Source organism: Galactobacter caseinivorans (assembly GCF_003640665.1).
Lineage (GTDB): Bacteria > Actinomycetota > Actinomycetes > Actinomycetales > Micrococcaceae > Galactobacter > Galactobacter caseinivorans.
Window position 1 is genome coordinate 1 of record NZ_QQXL01000003.1, and the last position, 17,875, is coordinate 17,875.

The following is a 17,875-nucleotide window of genomic DNA, read 5'->3' on the forward strand; positions in this document are numbered from 1 at the left end:
AGAGGTGCGCGGCCGCCGTCGTGCGTTGGGGGGAGCGCTCGACGGCGCGTGGTGCGGTCCGGCGGTCGGCGAGGGAAGCGGACTTATCGACGTGAAGCGGGCGTGAACCCTGCTTGTGGGCGATAGGCCCGCTTCGGCCCACGTCCGCCGCCCCGGCCCCAACACCACGGAAAACCAAGCGGCCCCGCCCCTGGAATCATCCGGAGGCGGGGCCGCTCGGCCTCACGGGAGCAGGCTCGGCGACTGCGCGCTCAACCTCGAGTGATCAGGGCACCGGCGAAGGTGTCGGCCAGGTGGGTGCGCTGCTCATCGATGTAGATGTTGCGCAGAAGGGTGCCAGACGGTGTCGTTCTTCGCCGCCATGCGCCGCGCATCAGTTGAGACACCATGAGGCCTGACGGAAGCAGTCAGATACCCGGATCTGCAGGCGTGAGCGTGCAACGTTTACGCAACAAATCGTGTAACAACGGGGAACTGTCACAGAATCTCTGCGAGAAACGTGAAGTGACATATTAAGTTGATTAGTGCATCAAGCCGAACTAACCCCAAACAATTACCAGGAACTCACGATGGCTGTCATGCAAACCCTCCGAAAGTCTCTAGTCGCCAGTGCTCTGGTGACCACGCTGGGTCTAACGGGAGCAGGCGCGGCGACTGCTGCGCCCCCATCCAGCGCAACCACTCCGCAGGCTCAGCCTGTCGGGCCCTCGACCGCATGGTCCGAGGAACTGCGCGCTGTATTGGCGAACGCATCGCCAGAGACTCGCGCCCAGGCTCAGCGTGCCCTTGACGCCAGTGCGCAGGTCCGCGAAGCCCAATCCGGCGTTGGGAACCCTGTGGGCGACCGCACGGGCACGGCTTCGGCCGTGCGCCCCACGGCGGTGTGGATCCGCGTCTCGGTCAAGGCCGCCGTTGAAGTCATCAAGAAGACTTCCCCCGCCCTTTGGAAGTCGATGCAGAGCTATGTGCTCAAGGGGCGTGAAGCTTTCGTCAAGTGGTGGGACAGTAGTGTCCCTCAATGGGCCAAGAATCTGCTTGGTGGAGTCAGTGCGGCAGGCGTATACGATGCTCTTCGGTGGATACTTGGGCTCGACTGATCATTGGATCGGACTGGGGTGCGGCGGGAAGCTAATGGCTTCCCGCCGCATTTTCAGTTCCTCTGCCAGGGGCGGCGGCGCGCCGTCTGTACGGTGCTCACTAAGCCTCCAAGAAGGACGCAGCCAACGAGCGGAGCGCCTACCAGTAGCGCGGGTGCCGGCGCCGTCCACGTCCCCGTGGCAAGAAGGAGAATGGCGATGACTGCCCACAACACCCCCACCGCGAAGCCCCACCACCAAAGCTTGCCGCCGCGCGCGACTGGGGTGAGCACAGGAAAGTGCTCTGCGTAGTCGCGACTGGGGCCAAATTCTGCAACCGGATCAGAAACTTCCGAAGCCGCCACTTCCGAAACGATGGCTTCTATGTCTGGCTCTGGCATGCCCTTCAACCTCAAGGACTGGGCAAGGGATGCACTGTACTCGGTGAGGGATTGTGTACTAGTCATTGGCTTCTCCTTCGCTGATGTCCCGGATGATCTGGAAGAGCTCTCGTTCCACCGCTTCCAGATCCTTAATTCCCGAATTGCTCAAGGTGAAAACTTTCTTGGCAGGCCCCGTCTGGTGGTGGTCCCACTCTGCGTCCACGGCCCCTTCAGTCTGAAGGCGATGCAAGAGCGGATAGATGGTCCCACTCTTGAGATGGGTCAGGCCGCTCGCCTGTAACTCCTTCATGAGGGCGTAGCCGTGCGTCGGGCCCCTACTTAGAACCTTCATAACTGCCCAGACGGTGAGGCCCCGTGCGGTGTCTCGCGCCAACTTGTTCGGGTCCATGACATAACCATACCAACGACCTATGTTGAAAATCTATACACCAGTCGATTCCCTCCATTTTCGGACTCGTCGGCCGTTGCGCGCCTTGGCCTTGGCAAAGCGCACTCCGCGGGCAAACGCCCCCAACGAGACGACACTCGCCGCTGTCGATGTGCGCCGTCGCCCTGCTTGAGAAAGTCAGTGCCGCGCCGCGAGGCGGAGGCAAACTCGGCGGGAGCCTCTGTTGGCGGCGTGCTGTGCGAACTGGACGAACTGTCCTCGGTTCCTAGAGGTGCGCGGCCGCCGTCGTGCGTTGGGGGGAGCGCTCGACGGCGCGTGGTGCGGTCCGGCGGTCGGCGAGGGAAGCGGGCGTGAACCCTGCTTGTGGGCGATAGGCCTGCTTAGGCCTCGGGGTGGTGGGTCGGCGGAGCGGGCTTATCGACGTGAAGCGGGCGTGAACCCTGCTTGTGGGCGATAGGCCTGCTTCGGCACACTTCCGCCGGCCCCGCCGCCGCCCCGGCCCACGCCACCCCCGTCCAGCCCCGCCCCGGCCCCCGCCCGGCCCACCCCACAAAAAGCCGAGCGGCCCCGCCCCTGGAATCATCCAGAGTCGGGGCCGCTTGGCTTCCCAGGAGCATGCCCGGGAGGGTTTGGTGATCGGGGGAACTAGGCGCCCTTGACCTTGGCCTCGATCGTGGCGCCGAGGTCCGCGTCAACGTTCTTCCAGTACTGGAAGGCGTTGGAGAGCACGGGCTCAATCACGCCGGAGAGGGCGCCGGCCACGGTGTCTGCCAGCTCGGCGCGCTGCGCGTCGTTGTAGACGTCGCGGACCAGCGTGCCGGCCTGGCCAAAGTCGTCGTCCTCAGCGTGCAGCGTGTAAGCGCTACGCACCAGGTCGCCGTCGGACTCCCAGGAGTTATCCACGGGGCCGGTCTCATCCGACCAGGAGTCGCCGAAGGAGTTGGGGGCGTAGTAGGAGCGCGCGCCGGTGCTCTCTACCCACATGTTGCCCTCGAAGCTGTAGGTGTGCACGGGCACCTTGGGCTTGTTGACGGGGAGCTGCTGGAAGTTGGTGCCGATGCGGTAGCGCTGGGCATCCGCGTAGGCGAAGTTGCGGCCCAGGAGCATCTTGTCGGGGCTCATGCCCATGCCGGGGACCATGTTGGCGGGGCTGAAGGCGGCCTGCTCAATCTCGGCGAAGAAGTTCTCCGGGTTGCGGTTCAGGGTCAGCGTGCCGACCTTGGTGCGCGGGTAATCCTTGAGGGACCAGACCTTGGTCAGGTCAAAGGGATTGAAGCGGTACGTCTTGGCCTCTTCGTAAGGCATGATCTGCACGTGCAGGTCCCACTTGGGGAAGTTGCCTTCCTTGATGGAGTCAAAGAGGTCGCGGCGGTGGTGCTCGGCATCCGTGCCGGCCAGGGCGTCTGCCTCGGCGCCGGAGATGTTGTGCACGCCCTGCTGGGACATGAAGTGGTACTTGACCCAGAACTTCTCGCCGGCCTCGTTGACCCACATGTAGGTGTGGGAGCCGTAGCCGTTCATCTCGCGCCAGGTCTTGGGCAGGCCGCGCTCGCCCATCAGGTAGGTCACCTGGTGTGCGGACTCGGGGTTGTGGGTCCAGAAGTCCCACTGCATGGTCGCGTCGCGCAGGCCGGAGTCCGGGAGGCGCTTCTGCGAGCGGATGAAGTGGGGGAACTTCATGGGGTCGCGCAGGAAGAACACGGGCGTGTTGTTGCCGACCAGGTCGAAGTTGCCTTCGGAGGTGTAGAACTTCAGCGCAAAGCCGCGCACGTCACGCCAGGTGTCGGGGGAGCCAATCTCGCCGGCGACGGTGGAGAAGCGCAGCAGCGTCTCCGTGGTGGCGCCCTTCTGGAACAGGGCGGCCTTGGTGTACTTGGACATGTCCTCGGTGGCGACAAACTCGCCGAAGGCGCCGGCGCCCTTGGCGTGCGGACGGCGCTCGGGGACGTTCATGCGGTTGAAGTGCTGCAGCGTCTCCACCAGGTGGTGATCGTGCAAAACGATGGGGCCATCGGCGCCGACCGTGAGCGAATTGCGGTCGCTGACGGCCGGGATGCCGGCCTGCGTGGTCGAGCCGGTTGCGTGACCGGAGGTGTTCTCAGCCATGGCTGTGCTCCTCTACTTCGGGGGTGGTGGGTGCATCTGAGGTCCGGTCCTCGGCAGCGCATGCGGCGCAGATGCCTCGGTACAGGACCTCTGCCACGAGAATGTTCATCCCGTGGGTGTCTGTGGGGGTCAGGCAAGGCGCATGCCCGACGGCGCACGCTACGTCCTCGAGGCGGCCGCACCTGACGCACTGGGCGTGGTGATGGTTATCGCCGAGGTCTGGCTCGTAGCGTGAAGCGGAGTGGGGGACCTCCAGGCGGCGCAGTAGGCCGGAGCTGGTGAGGTCGTTGACGATCATGTGTGTGGTCGCCAGTGCCAGGTCGGGGATGGCGCCGCGGGATGCGCGGTGCAGTTCCTCTGCTGTGGCGTGGGGGTGCGTGGAGGCCGCGGCCATGACGGCGAGGCGCTGCTTGGTCACACGGCGCCCCGAGCGGCGGAGCGCTTCGGTCCAGACAGCCTCCGGCGCATGGCCGGGGACGCTGTTCAACGGTGTGTGCACGCTCACCACTCTGCCATATCCTGAGTGATTCAGAATAAGAAATTTGGGTGAACTCCCTGGGAGTACCCCGCGAGGGACTATTCCTCCGGTGGCTGGGAGGACTCCTTGATCACGAGCCGGACGGGATCCCCGGTGACCCTGACGATGACTTCGCTTGTGAGGGTGGGGGCGGACGATCCGGAAGTAGCGGAGGCATCAGGACCGTCTCCCTGGCCGGCTAGGCCGGTCACGGGGCGGCCCTTCTCTTTCGCGTCGAGAATGTCGATCTTGAATCTGCTGTTCTTCATGAGCGCCGTGACCTTGACGTTCAGGTATTTACTCGGGTCTGTCTTGAGTCTGAAGGTGGAGGGACCCCTGACGAGTCGGTTCACGATGGTCTGCGTTTCGTTGGGCTTGGACACGTCGATGGCATCGGCGGACAGGCGAATGACCACCCGAAACGAAACCTCCTTCGGGACGTCAACGCGCACGTTCATCGCTTGACCGCTGGTGCGCCGAGTGGCTGTCAGCTGCCGTTGCAGAGCGGGCTCGCAGGGGCCGCTGCTTTTCTGGGTTTGGTCTTCTGGGGTCTCAACATCACCCACCGAGAGGTCCACCGAATCCAGCTTCTGCGCGCAGGCCAGGTAGACCTCCAAGGCGTGGCCCTGCGGCGGAGTGATGGACACCGTGGTGGGCCCCTGAATTTGCTGATCAAACACCACCTTGCCGGGGTTCCCCATGGAATCACCGGGAATCTTCAACGCGCTCAGGGCGGCATTTTTCGTCGCGTCAGGTGACGCTGCTGTGGGGGAGTCGGTAGCGGATGGCGGGGCTGCAGAATCCGGGGTGCAGCCCACCAGGCCGCCGGCCGCCAAGGCTAGGGAAGCAACAGCGGCGGCCACTGCGCGTCGGGCAGGATGGAAGCTCTGGTGCATGGGAATCCTCGCAGCCGGCGGTTATCGGATCCTGAGCGGAGCCGTGTTTACACCCTAGGTGTGGGCCGCCGCCGACGCGGTCACAAATCGGTTGCAACCACCCCCTCTGATTGGCTTGTCCCAATCGGTTCAAGTGGGTAGCGTAGTGACGGTGTCCCACATCACTGCCTCCTCCTCCGCCGTGGTCCGCGCCAGCGGCCTCACCAAACGCTATGGCGACTTCACCGCCGTCGACGGGATCGACTTTGAAGTCACCCCCGGGGAGTCCTTCGGTTTCCTCGGCCCCAACGGCGCCGGTAAGTCCACCACCATGTCCATGATCGGCGGTGTCTCCACGCGCTCCGGCGGGGAGCTCAGCGTGATGGGGCTTGATCCGGACAAGGAGGGGCCCCGCGTGCGCGCCCACTTGGGCGTGGTGCCTCAGCAGGACAACCTGGATGAGGAGATTAAGGTCCGGGACAACCTCTACGTCTACGGCCGCTACTTTGGCTTGAGCCGGTCCTATCTGAAGCCAAAAATGGAGGAGCTGCTGGACTTTGCGCAGCTCACGGACAAGGCCGGGGAGCGGGTGGATGCGCTCTCCGGCGGCATGAAGCGCCGCCTCACGATTGCGCGCTCCCTGATCAACGAGCCCAAGATCCTGCTGCTGGATGAGCCCACCACCGGGCTGGACCCGCAAGCGCGCCACATCCTCTGGGACCGGCTCTTTCGCCTCAAAGAACAGGGAACCACGCTGCTGGTCACCACCCACTTCATGGATGAGGCGGAGCAGCTGTGTGACCGCCTGATCGTGGTGGACGCGGGCCGCATCATGGCAGAGGGTTCGCCGTCCCAACTCATCCGCGACTACTCCACCCGGGAGGTGCTTGAGGTTCGCTTTGGCTCGGCCCAGAACCGCGCAGCGGCCCAGACTCTGGAGGGTCTTGGGGACCGGATCGAGATCCTCGCGGACCGCGTTTTGGTCTACGCCCACGACGGCGAAGCGGCGCTGGAGCAGGTCATTGCCCGCGGGCTGAACCCCGTCTCCTCGCTGGTGCGCCGTTCCTCGCTCGAGGACGTTTTCCTGCGCCTGACGGGACGGTCCCTCGTTGACTGAGCCCCAGCCTTCAACCCAGCCCGTGGCGTCCGGCTCTGCCGATTCCATCGGCGGCGGCGCCACCCTCTTCACCACCCAGCTGCACGCGCATGACCCGGAGGTCTCGGCAGCCAAGGCCAAGCGCTTTGGCACCTGGTTTGTCGCGGAATATTACTTGCGGACCATGCGCCGCTACGCCGACGTGCTGCTCGCGGACGCCATCGGCGTGCCGCTGATGTACGTCCTCGCGATGGGCATTGGGCTTGGCTCGCTGCTCACTGGCAACGGTTCCCTGTTCGACGGCGTTCCGTACCTGGTATTTATTGCGCCGGCCTTGCTGATTTCTGCGGCAGTCAGCGCGGGTGTCACGGAGGGCACATTCCCCGTGATGGATGGCTTCAAGTGGCACCGGCTCTATCAGGGACCGTTGGTCACGCCGATCACGCCGCATCAGATTGCGCAGGGGCAGATCCTGGCGGTCAGCCTGCGCATGATGGTTCAGACTGTCCTGTTCTTGGGGGTGGTGGGACTCTTTGGCGCAGTGCACTCCTGGTGGGCGCTGGTCGCCATCCCACTTTCCGCCTTGGCCGGTTTGGCTATGGGCCTTCCGATCATGGCTTACTCGGCCACCATTCGAGAGGAAAAGGGGCAGTTCTCCATCATCATGCGCTTCATCTTCACGCCGCTGTTCCTCTTCTCCGGAACGTTTTATCCGCTGATGAACCTGCCCATCTTCCTTCAGTGGATCGGGTGGATCTCTCCCATTTGGCACGGCACCGAGCTGGCCCGTGCACTCATGTATGGGCACTTTGTCCCTGCGTGGCTCGCCCTGGTCCACGTCCTGGTCCTGGCGGCGCTGGCGGCGCTCGGCTTCGCTCTGGTTCGCCGTAACTTTGCCCGACGCCTGGGAGGCATCAAATGACGGACCCTCAGGCGGCAGCGAAGACAGCCGCGTCCGCGACCCCAGGCACCTCCCGTGCCAAGGAGCTGATTCCGCAGAAGCGTGCGTTTGGTGCGCTCTACGGGCGCAACGCGCGCTCCGTGATGGAGCGCAGCTGGATGGCGACCAAGAACGCCACGTGGGTGGTCATCCTTTCCGGCTTCCTGGAGCCTGTGCTCTACCTGGCCTCCATGGGCTACGGCTTGGGTCCGGCGATCGGGGACCTGCCCGGCCCAGGCGGCAGCGTGCTCACGTATGCGGCGTTCATCGCGCCCGCCCTCCTTGCCACCTCCGCCATGAATGGCGCGTTGTTTGACAGCAACAACATGTTCTTTAAGCTCAACCACTCCAAGCTGTACCGCGTCATGCTCTTCACCTCTCTTGGCCCACTGGATGTGGTGATCGGCGAGGTGATCATGGCGCTTCTGCGCGGCTTGCTCTACGCCGTCGGCTTTGCCATCATCGCGTTCAGCGCCGGCCTCATCACCAATCCCTGGGGCCTCCTGATGATTCCCGGGGCCGTGCTGATTGCGTTCGCCTTCTCGGCGCTGTTCATGGGGCTCATCACCTTCATCAAGCGCTTTCAGCAGTTGGACTGGATCAACATGCTGACCATGCCCATGTTCCTGTTCTCCGCGACGTTCTTCCCGCTCACCGTCTACCCGCAGGCCGTCCAATGGGTCATCCAAGCCCTGCCGCTGTGGCATGGCGTGGAGCTCCTGCGCCAACTCTCGGTGGGCTACTTCGACGTCTCCATGCTGTGGCACGTGCTCTACTTCGTGATCATGGCCGCCCTGGGCCTCACCATGGCGACCACGCGGCTGCGCAAACTGTTTTTGCGATGAGGGACTGTTCCTTCGCTGAGGGGTTGCGCCCCTACCGGCTCCCGGACAGACTGGCGGGACAGCACGAGTACGGGCCGGCTGGGCCGCAAGATCCTGTAGCGCGGCGGTCTACACCGCAATCCCTCTCGAGGAGGCGACCATGATTGGCACGTGGCAAGCACTGGTGATCGACTGTGAGGAACCGGCGCAGCTGGCAGGTTTCTATCAGGAACTGCTGGGGATGGTGACCGTCCAGAGTGATGAGGACGGTTCCTGGGTCAGCATCGGAGACGCAGCGGACCGCCCGGCCATCGCCTTCCAGCGCGTGCCGGACTATCAGCCGCCGGAGTGGCCTGGGCAGGTCACCCCGCAGCAGGCCCATCTTGACGTCAAGGTCCCGGATCTTGACGTGGGTGAGACGGAAGTGCTGGCGATCGGAGCCGTCTTGACCGGTCAGGGAGGGCGCAACTTCCGCGTCTACCTTGACCCGCAGGGTCACCCTTTCTGCCTCGTCTCCTGGTGAGGGGTGCCGGGCCTCCCGGGGGTGGCACCCCGGGTCTCCCGGCGGCTCGGCGCCTAATTCATCCCTGGGCGATCATGGTGGGGGCTGCCGCCAGGCTTTGAGAGAATAGGGCCATGCCTGAGATCACGAACGGCGCCGATCCGCGCCAGAAGAAGCCTGTCGGAGTCCTCGGGACCGCCGTGCTGAGCATCCTGGTGCTGGCGCTGTTGGTCGCGATCATCTTTGCCGCGAACACCAACGCGGTCATCGGGTGGATCGTCGCCATCATCGCTGGGCTGTGGCTCATCTTCGCGGCCGCGGTGTTCTTTATCCTGCGCACTGGTGCCCGCGCCGTGGGGCGCAAGTGGGACCAGACCAACGCCAACATCGCCGCCAAGACGGGTGGCGTACAGGATGGCGCCCGCATCATTGACGAGGCGGAGCGCAATCACGAGATCAAGTTGGATCACTCCTTCAAGATCATCGAGGTCCAGCACGGGGTCATCACGGAGAATCTGCGCAAGGGCACGCCGCAGTCCGCTGAAATGGTGGAGCGCGCGCTGGACACCATCCAGATCACCGCCTCCAACGCCAGGGACATGATCAAGGGGCGCCGCAAGGACCGCCACGCAGGGCCGGTTGAGGGCGAAATTATCGACTGACTGGCACGTCTGGGCGCAAGCCAAGCGCACGCCGTCGGGCAGTGCCGCTAAGGTAGAGGGCGTGACTGAGACCATCGCCGCCACTGCAAGTTACGAGCCAAAGGGTGATGCCACGCGCATCGCCAGCGTGAATGTGAACGGCCTCCGGGCCGCGTTCCGCAACGGCATGCCCACGTGGCTTCAGGCCAGGGATGTAGACATTCTGTGCCTGCAAGAGGTGCGTGCGCCGGACAAGATCGTCAACGACTTCCTGGCGCAGGACTGGCATGTGGTGCACGCGGAGGCGGAGGCCAAGGGCCGCGCCGGCGTGCTGATTGCCTCCCGCGAGAAGCCTGATGCCACCCGGATCGGGATCGGAAGCGAGCGCTTCGCGACCACCGGCCGCTGGGTGGAGGCAGACTTCACGATCAAGGGCATCCCGCTCACCGTCGCTAGCGTGTATGTGCACTCCGGTGAGGTGGGAACGCCCAAGCAGGAGGACAAGTTTGGTTTCCTGGATGAGATGGTCCTGAAGCTGCCTGCCATGCGAGCGGACGGCAGGGACGTGCTGCTGGTAGGGGACATGAACGTGGGCCACACCGAGCGGGACATCAAGAACTGGAAGGGCAACGTGAAGCGCGCCGGGTTCCTCCCAGAGGAACGCGCCTACTTTGACCGCTTCTTTGGCGAGGAGATTGGCTACCGTGACGTGGCCCGTGACCTGGCCGGTGACGTGGAGGGGCCTTACACCTGGTGGTCCCAGCGCGGGCAGGCCTTTGATAACAACACTGGTTGGCGCATCGATTACCACATGGCCTCCCCGACCCTCGCGGCCCGGGCGGTCCGGTCCGTGGTGGACCGCGCGGCCAGCTACGACACCCGCTGGTCAGATCACGCGCCACTTGTGGTCGACTACCAATTCTGATTCTTAACTGACGCGCGGGAACGGGGAGCACCCCAACCGCAGCGCCCCGTGAAGGGAAAACAGCATGAGTACCACCAAGCCACGCATCCTGTCAGGGATGCAGCCCTCCGCAGATTCGCTGCACCTGGGCAACTACCTGGGCGCCCTCGTCAACTACGTGAAGCTGCAGGACGAGTACGACGCGTTCTACTTCATCCCAGATCTGCACTCCCTCACGTCCCCGGACGGCGCTACCAACCTGGCCGAGCGCTCGCGCGCCACGGTGGCGCAGTACATCGCCGGGGGCGTGGACGTGGAGCGCTCCACCCTCTTTGTGCAGTCCCATGTGCCGGAGCACTCCGAGCTGGCTTGGGTCCTGCAGACCATCACCGGCTTTGGTGAGGCCGGGCGCATGACCCAGTTCAAGGACAAGTCCACGCGTTATGGTCAGGATTCCACCAACGTGGGCCTGTTCACTTACCCCGTGCTGATGGCCGCGGACATTCTGCTGTACCAGGCGGACGGCGTGCCGGTGGGGGATGACCAGAAGCAGCACGTGGAGCTCACCCGCACGCTGGGGCAGCGCTTTAATCACCGCTTTGGTGAGACGTTCAAGATCCCCGAGCCCATCATCCCGGCAGAGGGTGCGCGGATCTACGACCTGCAGAACCCCACCTCCAAGATGTCCAAGTCCGCGCAGTCTCCCAACGGGCGCATCGACATCCTGGATGATCCCAAGGTCATTGCCAAGCGCATCAAGTCCGCTGTCACGGATGACGGCGGTGTGGTCGCCTTTGACCGCGAGGCCAAGCCCGGTGTCTCCAACCTGCTTTCCATCCTGTCCGCGTTCACGCAGACCCCCGTGGACGCGCTGGTGCAGAGCTTTGAGGGCAAGATGTACGGGCACCTGAAGGTGGAGGTCGCGGACGCCGTGGTGGCAAGGCTTGAGCCGGTCCGTGCGCGCACTTTGGAGTTGCTGGCTGACCCGGCGGAGCTTGACCGCTTGCTGGCCGTGGGTGCCAACAAGGCGCGGGAGACCGCACAGCAGACCCTCGACGCCGTCTACGACCGTATCGGCCTGCTGCGGCCGCTCGGCAGGGCCTGAGGAGAGTGAACCCATGCGCATCGTGAGGCCCGTGGTGGCCGGTCAGGATCGGGTGGGCATCGTGGTGCCCATTCCCGAACCGGAGGCCGGCCGACTAGGGGCCTTGCGTGCGCGCCTGGGGGACGAGTTTGCGATGGTCCCACCCCACGTCACGCTCGTGACCGGGGTTCCCGTGACGGACTGGAACGCGGTCGTGGACCATGTGGCGGCAGTGGCCGCGGCGGCGGACCCGTTCACGATTCAGTTTGAGGGCACGGATACCTTCCGCCCCATCACCCCCGTGGTGTTCTGCAAGGTGGTGGCCGGCGGGGATAGGTGCACTAGCCTGCATGCGGCGCTGCAGGCCGGGCCGCTGGCCCTGCCCAGCGCGTACCCGTACGTTCCGCACGTGACGCTGGCCCAGGGGCTCGACGACGCGGTGTTGGATCAGGTGCAAGAGGCTCAGTCCCAGGACCGGTGGACTCTTCAGGCCGACAGGATTTCGCTCTTTGGCGACGTTGGCGATAACGACTGGAAGCTGCGGGCGACCTTCCCCTTGGGCGTGAGCTGACCCCGGCGATCTGTGGTCGGAGTGATGTGCGCCGACCTTACGTAACACCGTATGCTAACGGTATGGCTTGGTTCCCCCACCGAAAACAGCGCCCCCAGCGCGCCCCTCAGCATGGCCAAGGGGCGCCCGTTTCCATGCCCGTGCCTGCGCCTGTGCCCGTGCCCGCGACCGCTCCGCAGAGGACGGTTGCCGGCCCGCCGACCGACTCTGAGCGCGCGTGGATGGCCTCGCTCTTGGCGGGCCTGAAGGAGGCCGGGATTGGGGGAGACGCCGCCAGGCTCTCCGTTCACTTGGAGCAGCAGCTGAAGTCGTGGATGCAGCTCGCGCCGGCGCAACGCCCCGACCCGCAGCTGATGATCAGTGCTTTCGGGTTGGCCTGGGGAGAGGCGTTGGCTGCCCAGCAGCAGCTGGAATGGGCCGTGGTCCGGACAGGGTCCCATGCGGACTTTGTCCTGGTGGACGCAACCGGCGCCATCCGCGAGCTGCCCCTCCGCTTGGTGTCCGAGCGCTGGCAGGGGAGTTCCGCCAAGCCGCTGTAGGCTTGGCGCCGCTGAAGGTGGGCGCCGCACAGAATGAGTGGTCCTCGAAGAGGTGCCTCGCCGTTCGAGCCTCTGGGTAGCGCCTACCCGGCCTCCGGGAAAGCTGACGGCCACGGGGCAGAGCGTGCTGGGATCGCCGATGCTTGTGTTCCCAGCGTCCCCAGCGTCCCCTAGCCGCGGATGGCCAAGGCAGGGTCCTGGCGGCTGGCTCCGATGGCTCTACGCAAGGCAATCTCGGCGGCTCGTGCCTGGACAGTGAGATACATGGCTGTGTCCGCGCTCATGGCAGCCAGGATGATCAGGACCGTGGACAGGAGCCCCACAAAGACTCCCAAATCATTGGCGACTCCGACACGAAGCTCACGAAGATCGGGACTGCTGTGCTGCCCACTTCGTGTTAGTCATCGCCGTCACAATCCCGAGAACGGCACGAGGCCCCGCCCACCACAACCGTGGTGAACGGGGCCTCGTGACTATTTGAGGTGACTGCCTAGGGCCAAGAGTCGCAGGGCACGGGGCAGTTTGCCAGCCTCAGATGGTGCGCTGCAGGATGGCCTGCTTGACCTCTGAGATGGCCTTGGTGACCTGGATGCCGCGGGGGCAGGCCTCGGTGCAGTTGAAGGTGGTGCGGCAGCGCCACACGCCTTCCTTGTCATTCAGGATCTCCAGGCGCATGTCGCCGGCATCATCGCGGGAATCGAAGATGAAGCGGTGCGCATTGACGATCGCTGCGGGGCCAAAGTACTGGCCGTCGGTCCAGAACACCGGGCAGGAGGACGTGCACGCGGCGCACAGGATGCACTTGGTGGTGTCGTCGTAACGCTCGCGGTCCTCCTGGGACTGGAAGCGCTCCTTGGCGGGCTCATGGCCCTTGGCGATCAGGAACGGCATGACCTCGCGGTAGGACTGGAAGAACGGCTCCATGTCCACGATCAGATCCTTCTCCACCGGAAGGCCCTTGATGGGCTCCACGGTGATGGGCTTGGACGTGTCCAGGTCCTTGAGGAGGGTCTTGCAGGCCAGGCGGTTGCGGCCGTTGATGCGCATGGCATCGGAGCCGCAGACGCCGTGTGCGCAAGAGCGGCGGAAGGACAGCGAGCCGTCCTCCTCCCACTTCACGCGGTGCAGCGCATCCAGCACGCGATCCGTGCCGTACATGGTCAGCTTGTACTCATCCCAGTGGGCATCATCTGACACCTCGGGGTTGTAGCGGCGGACCTTCAGCGTGATGTCAAAGGACTGGATGGCGTCGGCGCTACCAGCCTTGATTTCAACCTTGGATGCCGGCTCGGCGGTTGCTGTGCTCATCAGTACTTACGCTCCATCGGCTCGTAGCGTGTGAAGATGACCGGCTTGGTATCAAAGCGCATGCCCTTGATGCCTTCAGTGACGGCGTCCTCGTCCTTGTAGATCATGGTGTGCTTCATGAAGTTCGCGTCATCGCGATCCGGGAAGTCCTCGCGGTAGTGACCACCGCGGGACTCCTGCCGGTGCAACGCCGAGACCGTCATGACCTCTGCCAGATCAAGCAGGAAGCCCAATTCGATGGCCTCCAACAGATCCAGGTTAAAGCGCTTGCCCTTGTCCTGGATCCCAATGTTCTTGTAGCGCTCGCGCAGCGACTCAATGTCCTTGAGCGCCTCAGCGATGGTGTCACCTGAGCGGAACACCTGCATGTTCAAGTCCATGGTGTCCTGCAGATCCTTGCGGATCAGGGCCACGCGCTCGGTGCCGTTGTTCTCGCGAACGTGGGCCACCAGATCCTCAACAAACTCAGCAGGGTTCTCCGGGAGCTCCACAAAGTCCGCGGTCTTGGAGTACTCGGCGGCAGCGATGCCGGAGCGCTTGCCAAACACGTTGATGTCCAACAGAGAGTTGGTGCCAAGGCGGTTGGAGCCGTGCACGGAAACGCAGGCCACCTCGCCGGCGGCGTACAGGCCCGGGACCACGGTGTCGTTGTCCTGGAGGACCTCGCCCTTGATGTTGGTGGGGATGCCACCCATCACGTAGTGGGCCGTGGGGAAGACGGGCACCGGCTCCGTGTACGGCTCCACACCCAGGTAGGTGCGGGCAAACTCGGTGATGTCCGGCAGCTTGGCGTCGATGTGCGCGGGCTCAAGGTGCGTCAGGTCAAGCAGCACGTAGTCCTTGTTGGGACCGGAGCCGCGGCCCTCGCGCACCTCATTGGCCATGGAACGCGCAACGATGTCACGCGGGGCCAGGTCCTTGATGGTGGGGGCGTAGCGCTCCATGAAGCGCTCACCCTCGGAGTTACGCAGCACGGCGCCCTCGCCGCGAGCGGCCTCGGAGAGCAGGATGCCCAGGCCGGCCAGGCCGGTCGGGTGGAACTGCACAAACTCCATGTCCTCCAGCGGAATGCCGCGGCGGAAGGCCATGGCCATGCCGTCACCCGTGAGGGTGTGGGCGTTGGAGGTGGTCTTGAAGACCTTGCCGGCGCCACCGGTGGCAAACACCACGGCCTTGGCCTGGAAAACCGCAATCTCTCCGGTGGAGAGGTCATAGGTCACCACGCCGGAGACGTGCTTCTGGAGGTAGCTGGTGCCGTCCTCGCGCGTGGCCTCGGTCTCGTTGAGGAGCACATCGAGGACGTAGACCTCGTTGTAGAACTCCACATTGTGCTTCACGCAGTTTTGGTAGAGGGTCTGCAGGATCATGTGACCCGTGCGGTCCGCTGCGTAGCAGGCGCGGCGAACGGGCGCCTTGCCGTGGTCGCGGGTGTGGCCACCAAAGCGGCGCTGGTCAATCTTGCCCTCAGGCGTGCGGTTGAACGGCAGGCCCATGTGCTCCAGATCCAGCACCGCGTCAATGGCCTCCTTGGCCATGACCTCTGCTGCATCCTGATCAACCAGGTAGTCGCCACCCTTGATGGTGTCGAAGGTGTGCCACTCCCAGTTGTCTTCCTCGACGTTGGCCAGAGCGGCACACATGCCGCCCTGAGCCGCGCCGGTGTGGGAGCGGGTGGGGTAGAGCTTGGTGAGGACCGCGGTGTGGGCGCGCTGTCCGGCCTCGATGGCCGCGCGCATGCCGGCTCCGCCGGCTCCGACGATCACGACGTCGTACTGATGTACCTGCATTCGTGTGTTCCTTAAGAAGTCTGGTCGGCTCGGCGGATCAGGCGCGGCACTGGTCGAGTGCCTGGGCCACGGTCTCGCTGATGCACGGGTCAAACGTGAAGATGACCAAGGTGCCCAGGATCAGCGTGAAGGCCGTGGCAACGTACAGCACGGTCTTGAGCCAGAAACGGGTCCGGTCCTTCTCGGCGTAGTCGTTGATGATGGTGCGCACGCCGTTGGTGCCGTGCAGCATGGCCAGCCACAACATGGTCAGGTCCCAGACCTGCCACAGCGGGGAGGCCCACTTACCGGCCACAAAGCCGAAGTCGATGGCGTGCACGCCCTGGCCAACCAGCAGGTTGGAGATGAGGTGCCCAAAGATCAGGACAATCAGGACCACGCCGGAGAGGCGCATGAACAGCCAGGCCGTCATCTCGAAGTTGTTGCGCGACTTGCGCGAACGGTTGTACTTCGGGTCAATCCGCTTGGCGCGGGGGGCATCGATCTGTGCCGTCATGTCAGTGACCTCCACCGGTAAATGCGAGCGTGAGGTGGCGGGCGCCAAAGCCGGCAACGGCCACAACCCACACCACCATGACGGTCCAGAACAGCTGGCGCTGGATCTTGGGGCCCTGCTTCAGGAAGTCCACCAGGATCAGGCGCAGGCCGTTGAAGGCGTGGAACATGATCGCAGCGACCAGCCCAAATTCGCCCACAGCCATCAGCGGGTTCTTGTACGCGGAGATGACCGCGTCATAGGCACCCGGGTCCACGCGGACCAGGGCCGTGTCCAACACGTGGACCAGCAAAAAGAAGAAAATAACGACACCGGTGACGCGGTGTCCGACCCATGACCACATGCCTTCTCGGCCGCGGTACAGGGTGCCAGAAGAAGCCTTCGACACTGAAATACCTCCAAGCATCACCGGGCGTCGTGGTTTCTCCACGCATAAAAGGGTGCGCGCCGATGTAAGCGTTCCTGCCCGATCTTAGACCACCTCGCTCCCAGCGAACTCCCACTTAATCCCGCGTGTGTCGATGCTCACCCCGCAACGCGGCCTCCGCGCCACCGTACGGAATTTGGTGCTGTTTTTGTGACGAAATTGCTGTCGCGCGCGTCCGCGGTTCCTTGCCCTCACTCCGGTAGCCTGTGGCGAATGAACGATCCGTTGCTTGCGCGCTTCCATGCCGTCATTCCGGCCGGGGGCACTGGCACCCGTCTGTGGCCGCTCTCCCGCGCCGCCGCCCCCAAGTTTCTGCATGACCTCACCGGGTCCGGCAGCACACTGATCCGCGCCACCTATGACCGTCTCAGCCCGTTGGCTGGGGAACGCGTCATGGTGGTCACCGGCCAGGCCCACGGGCCAGCGGTGCGCTCCCAGCTCCCAGAGATCTCTGACCTTGACCTGGTGTTGGAGGCGGAGCCCAAGGATTCGGCCGCCGCCATCGGCCTGGCCGCCGCCATTCTGTTCCGCCGCGACCCGGACACGATCATGGGCTCCTTCGCCGCTGACCAGGTCATTGGTCCCGTGGAGGTGTTCCAGGAGGCAGTGGTAGAGGCGGTGCACGCCGCAGCGGCCGGCCGCATCGTCACCATCGGCATTCACCCCACGTACCCCTCCACGGGCTTTGGCTACATCCGCTGCGGCGCGGACCTGGGCGTGGATGGCGCGCCGCACGCGATGCATGTGATCGAGTTTGTTGAGAAGCCGGACGAGCAGGTCGCCAAGGACTACGTCGAATCAGGGGAGTACCTCTGGAACGCCGGCATGTTTGTGGCCCCGGTTTCCCTGATGCTGCAGCATCTGCGCGCCAACGAGCCGGAGCTTGCCGCCGGGGTGGAGCGCATCGCCGCCGCCTGGGACACCCCGGAGCGGGACGCTGTGGCGGCCGAGGTGTGGCCGTCGCTGCCCAAGATCGCCATCGACTATGCGGTGGCGGAGCCCGCGGCCGCGGCCGGGGATGTGGCCGTGATCCCGGGCCACTTCACCTGGGATGACGTGGGAGACTTTGCGGCCCTTGGCCGCCTGAACCCCGCCGCGGATGCCTCTGGCATGACCGTGATTGGCGACTCGGCCCGCGTCTACGTGGACGGGGCCAGCGGCATCGTGGTCTCCGATACGCGCCGCGTCATTGCCCTGATCGGCATCGAGGACGTGGTGATCGTTGACACCCCGGACGCCCTCCTCGTCACCACCAAGGACCATGCGCAGCAGGTCAAGGGTGCCGTGGAGGCGCTCAAGGCCCACGGCGAGACGGACGTCCTTTAACGTCCGCTCGGCATGGAGCCGCCGGGCCGTTGCGTCGCCCAGATGTGAGGGCGCGCAACGTAAC

20 protein-coding genes are annotated in these 17,875 nt (G+C 64.6%); 11 read left to right on the forward strand and 9 right to left on the reverse strand.

Annotation, left to right across the window (positions count from 1 at the left end):
* The first annotated feature begins 836 nt into the window (after positions 1-836).
* On the forward strand, positions 837-1,097 hold the full coding sequence (locus tag DWQ67_RS05440; RefSeq protein ID WP_121484597.1) for a hypothetical protein: 261 nt from the start codon (positions 837-839) through the stop codon (positions 1,095-1,097).
* Between the two features lie 438 nt (positions 1,098-1,535).
* On the opposite strand, the gene DWQ67_RS05450 is transcribed toward DWQ67_RS05440, so the two are convergent.
* The 4 genes from DWQ67_RS05450 to DWQ67_RS05465 form a co-directional block, all read right to left on the reverse strand.
* Positions 1,536-1,868 carry a PadR family transcriptional regulator gene (locus DWQ67_RS05450; protein ID WP_121484599.1) on the reverse strand — a complete coding sequence of 111 codons (333 nt, stop codon included), beginning with the start codon at positions 1,866-1,868 and terminating at the stop codon, positions 1,536-1,538.
* 645 nt (positions 1,869-2,513) lie between these two features.
* Positions 2,514-3,974, reverse strand: coding sequence for a catalase (locus tag DWQ67_RS05455; protein WP_121484600.1), 1,461 nt, complete (start codon positions 3,972-3,974; stop codon positions 2,514-2,516).
* On the reverse strand, positions 3,967-4,392 hold the full coding sequence (locus tag DWQ67_RS05460; RefSeq protein WP_233555926.1) for a Fur family transcriptional regulator: 426 nt from the start codon (positions 4,390-4,392) through the stop codon (positions 3,967-3,969). Before DWQ67_RS05460 ends, DWQ67_RS05455 begins: the two co-directional genes overlap by 8 nt.
* Positions 4,393-4,550: 158 nt before the next feature.
* Positions 4,551-5,387 carry a hypothetical protein gene (locus DWQ67_RS05465; RefSeq protein WP_147433625.1) on the reverse strand — a complete coding sequence of 279 codons (837 nt, stop codon included), beginning with the start codon at positions 5,385-5,387 and terminating at the stop codon, positions 4,551-4,553.
* A gap of 151 nt (positions 5,388-5,538) precedes the next feature.
* Here DWQ67_RS05465 and DWQ67_RS05470 point away from each other — a divergent pair, with 151 nt between their 5' ends.
* The 9 genes from DWQ67_RS05470 (at position 5,539) to DWQ67_RS05510 (ending at position 12,467) form a co-directional block, all read left to right on the forward strand.
* Positions 5,539-6,483 (forward strand): ABC transporter ATP-binding protein, encoded by a 945-nt coding sequence (locus tag DWQ67_RS05470; protein WP_233555927.1) that lies wholly within the window; start codon positions 5,539-5,541, stop codon positions 6,481-6,483.
* Positions 6,476-7,384 carry an ABC transporter permease gene (locus DWQ67_RS05475; protein ID WP_233555928.1) on the forward strand — a complete coding sequence of 303 codons (909 nt, stop codon included), beginning with the start codon at positions 6,476-6,478 and terminating at the stop codon, positions 7,382-7,384. Before DWQ67_RS05470 ends, DWQ67_RS05475 begins: the two co-directional genes overlap by 8 nt.
* The gene (locus DWQ67_RS05480) at positions 7,381-8,247 is read left to right on the forward strand and encodes an ABC transporter permease (RefSeq protein ID WP_121484603.1); all 867 of its coding nucleotides are present in this window, start codon (positions 7,381-7,383) and stop codon (positions 8,245-8,247) included. The genes DWQ67_RS05475 and DWQ67_RS05480 overlap by 4 nt, the downstream gene beginning before the upstream one ends.
* A 139-nt stretch (positions 8,248-8,386) precedes the next feature.
* Entirely contained in the window at positions 8,387-8,749 is a 363-nt protein-coding gene (locus DWQ67_RS05485) for a VOC family protein (protein ID WP_121484604.1), read from the forward strand.
* A gap of 113 nt (positions 8,750-8,862) precedes the next feature.
* A complete protein-coding gene (locus tag DWQ67_RS05490; protein ID WP_121484605.1) occupies positions 8,863-9,390 on the forward strand; it encodes a DUF5336 domain-containing protein in 528 nt (175 codons plus the stop codon).
* Positions 9,391-9,451: 61 nt separating this feature from the next.
* Positions 9,452-10,294: an exodeoxyribonuclease III gene (locus tag DWQ67_RS05495; RefSeq protein WP_233555929.1), complete on the forward strand. Its 843-nt coding sequence runs from the start codon at positions 9,452-9,454 to the stop codon at positions 10,292-10,294.
* Positions 10,295-10,358: 64 nt separating this feature from the next.
* Positions 10,359-11,378, forward strand: a complete 1,020-nt coding sequence (trpS, locus tag DWQ67_RS05500; protein ID WP_121484606.1) for a tryptophan--tRNA ligase — start codon at positions 10,359-10,361, stop codon at positions 11,376-11,378.
* Positions 11,379-11,391: 13 nt separating this feature from the next.
* Entirely contained in the window at positions 11,392-11,928 is a 537-nt protein-coding gene (locus tag DWQ67_RS05505; protein WP_121484607.1) for a 2'-5' RNA ligase family protein, read from the forward strand.
* A gap of 158 nt (positions 11,929-12,086) precedes the next feature.
* Complete coding sequence (locus DWQ67_RS05510; RefSeq protein ID WP_158595378.1) at positions 12,087-12,467, forward strand: DUF3806 domain-containing protein; 381 nt, start codon at positions 12,087-12,089, stop codon at positions 12,465-12,467.
* A 170-nt stretch (positions 12,468-12,637) separates the two neighbouring features.
* Here DWQ67_RS05510 and DWQ67_RS13735 read toward each other — a convergent pair whose 3' ends face one another.
* From DWQ67_RS13735 to sdhC, 5 genes are all read right to left on the reverse strand, one after another.
* On the reverse strand, positions 12,638-12,790 hold the full coding sequence (locus DWQ67_RS13735) for a hypothetical protein (RefSeq protein ID WP_158595379.1): 153 nt from the start codon (positions 12,788-12,790) through the stop codon (positions 12,638-12,640).
* Between the two features lie 208 nt (positions 12,791-12,998).
* Positions 12,999-13,775: a succinate dehydrogenase iron-sulfur subunit gene (locus DWQ67_RS05515; RefSeq protein WP_121484609.1), complete on the reverse strand. Its 777-nt coding sequence runs from the start codon at positions 13,773-13,775 to the stop codon at positions 12,999-13,001.
* Entirely contained in the window at positions 13,775-15,562 is a 1,788-nt protein-coding gene (gene sdhA, locus DWQ67_RS05520; protein WP_121484610.1) for a succinate dehydrogenase flavoprotein subunit, read from the reverse strand. Before sdhA ends, DWQ67_RS05515 begins: the two co-directional genes overlap by 1 nt.
* A 37-nt stretch (positions 15,563-15,599) precedes the next feature.
* Positions 15,600-16,058 carry a succinate dehydrogenase hydrophobic membrane anchor subunit gene (locus tag DWQ67_RS05525; RefSeq protein ID WP_121484611.1) on the reverse strand — a complete coding sequence of 153 codons (459 nt, stop codon included), beginning with the start codon at positions 16,056-16,058 and terminating at the stop codon, positions 15,600-15,602.
* A gap of 1 nt (position 16,059) precedes the next feature.
* Complete coding sequence (sdhC, locus tag DWQ67_RS05530) at positions 16,060-16,464, reverse strand: succinate dehydrogenase, cytochrome b556 subunit (RefSeq protein ID WP_199712638.1); 405 nt, start codon at positions 16,462-16,464, stop codon at positions 16,060-16,062.
* A gap of 234 nt (positions 16,465-16,698) precedes the next feature.
* Between sdhC and DWQ67_RS05535 the strand changes: the two genes are divergently transcribed.
* Complete coding sequence (locus DWQ67_RS05535; protein ID WP_121484613.1) at positions 16,699-17,811, forward strand: mannose-1-phosphate guanylyltransferase; 1,113 nt, start codon at positions 16,699-16,701, stop codon at positions 17,809-17,811.
* Positions 17,812-17,875 lie beyond the last annotated feature (64 nt).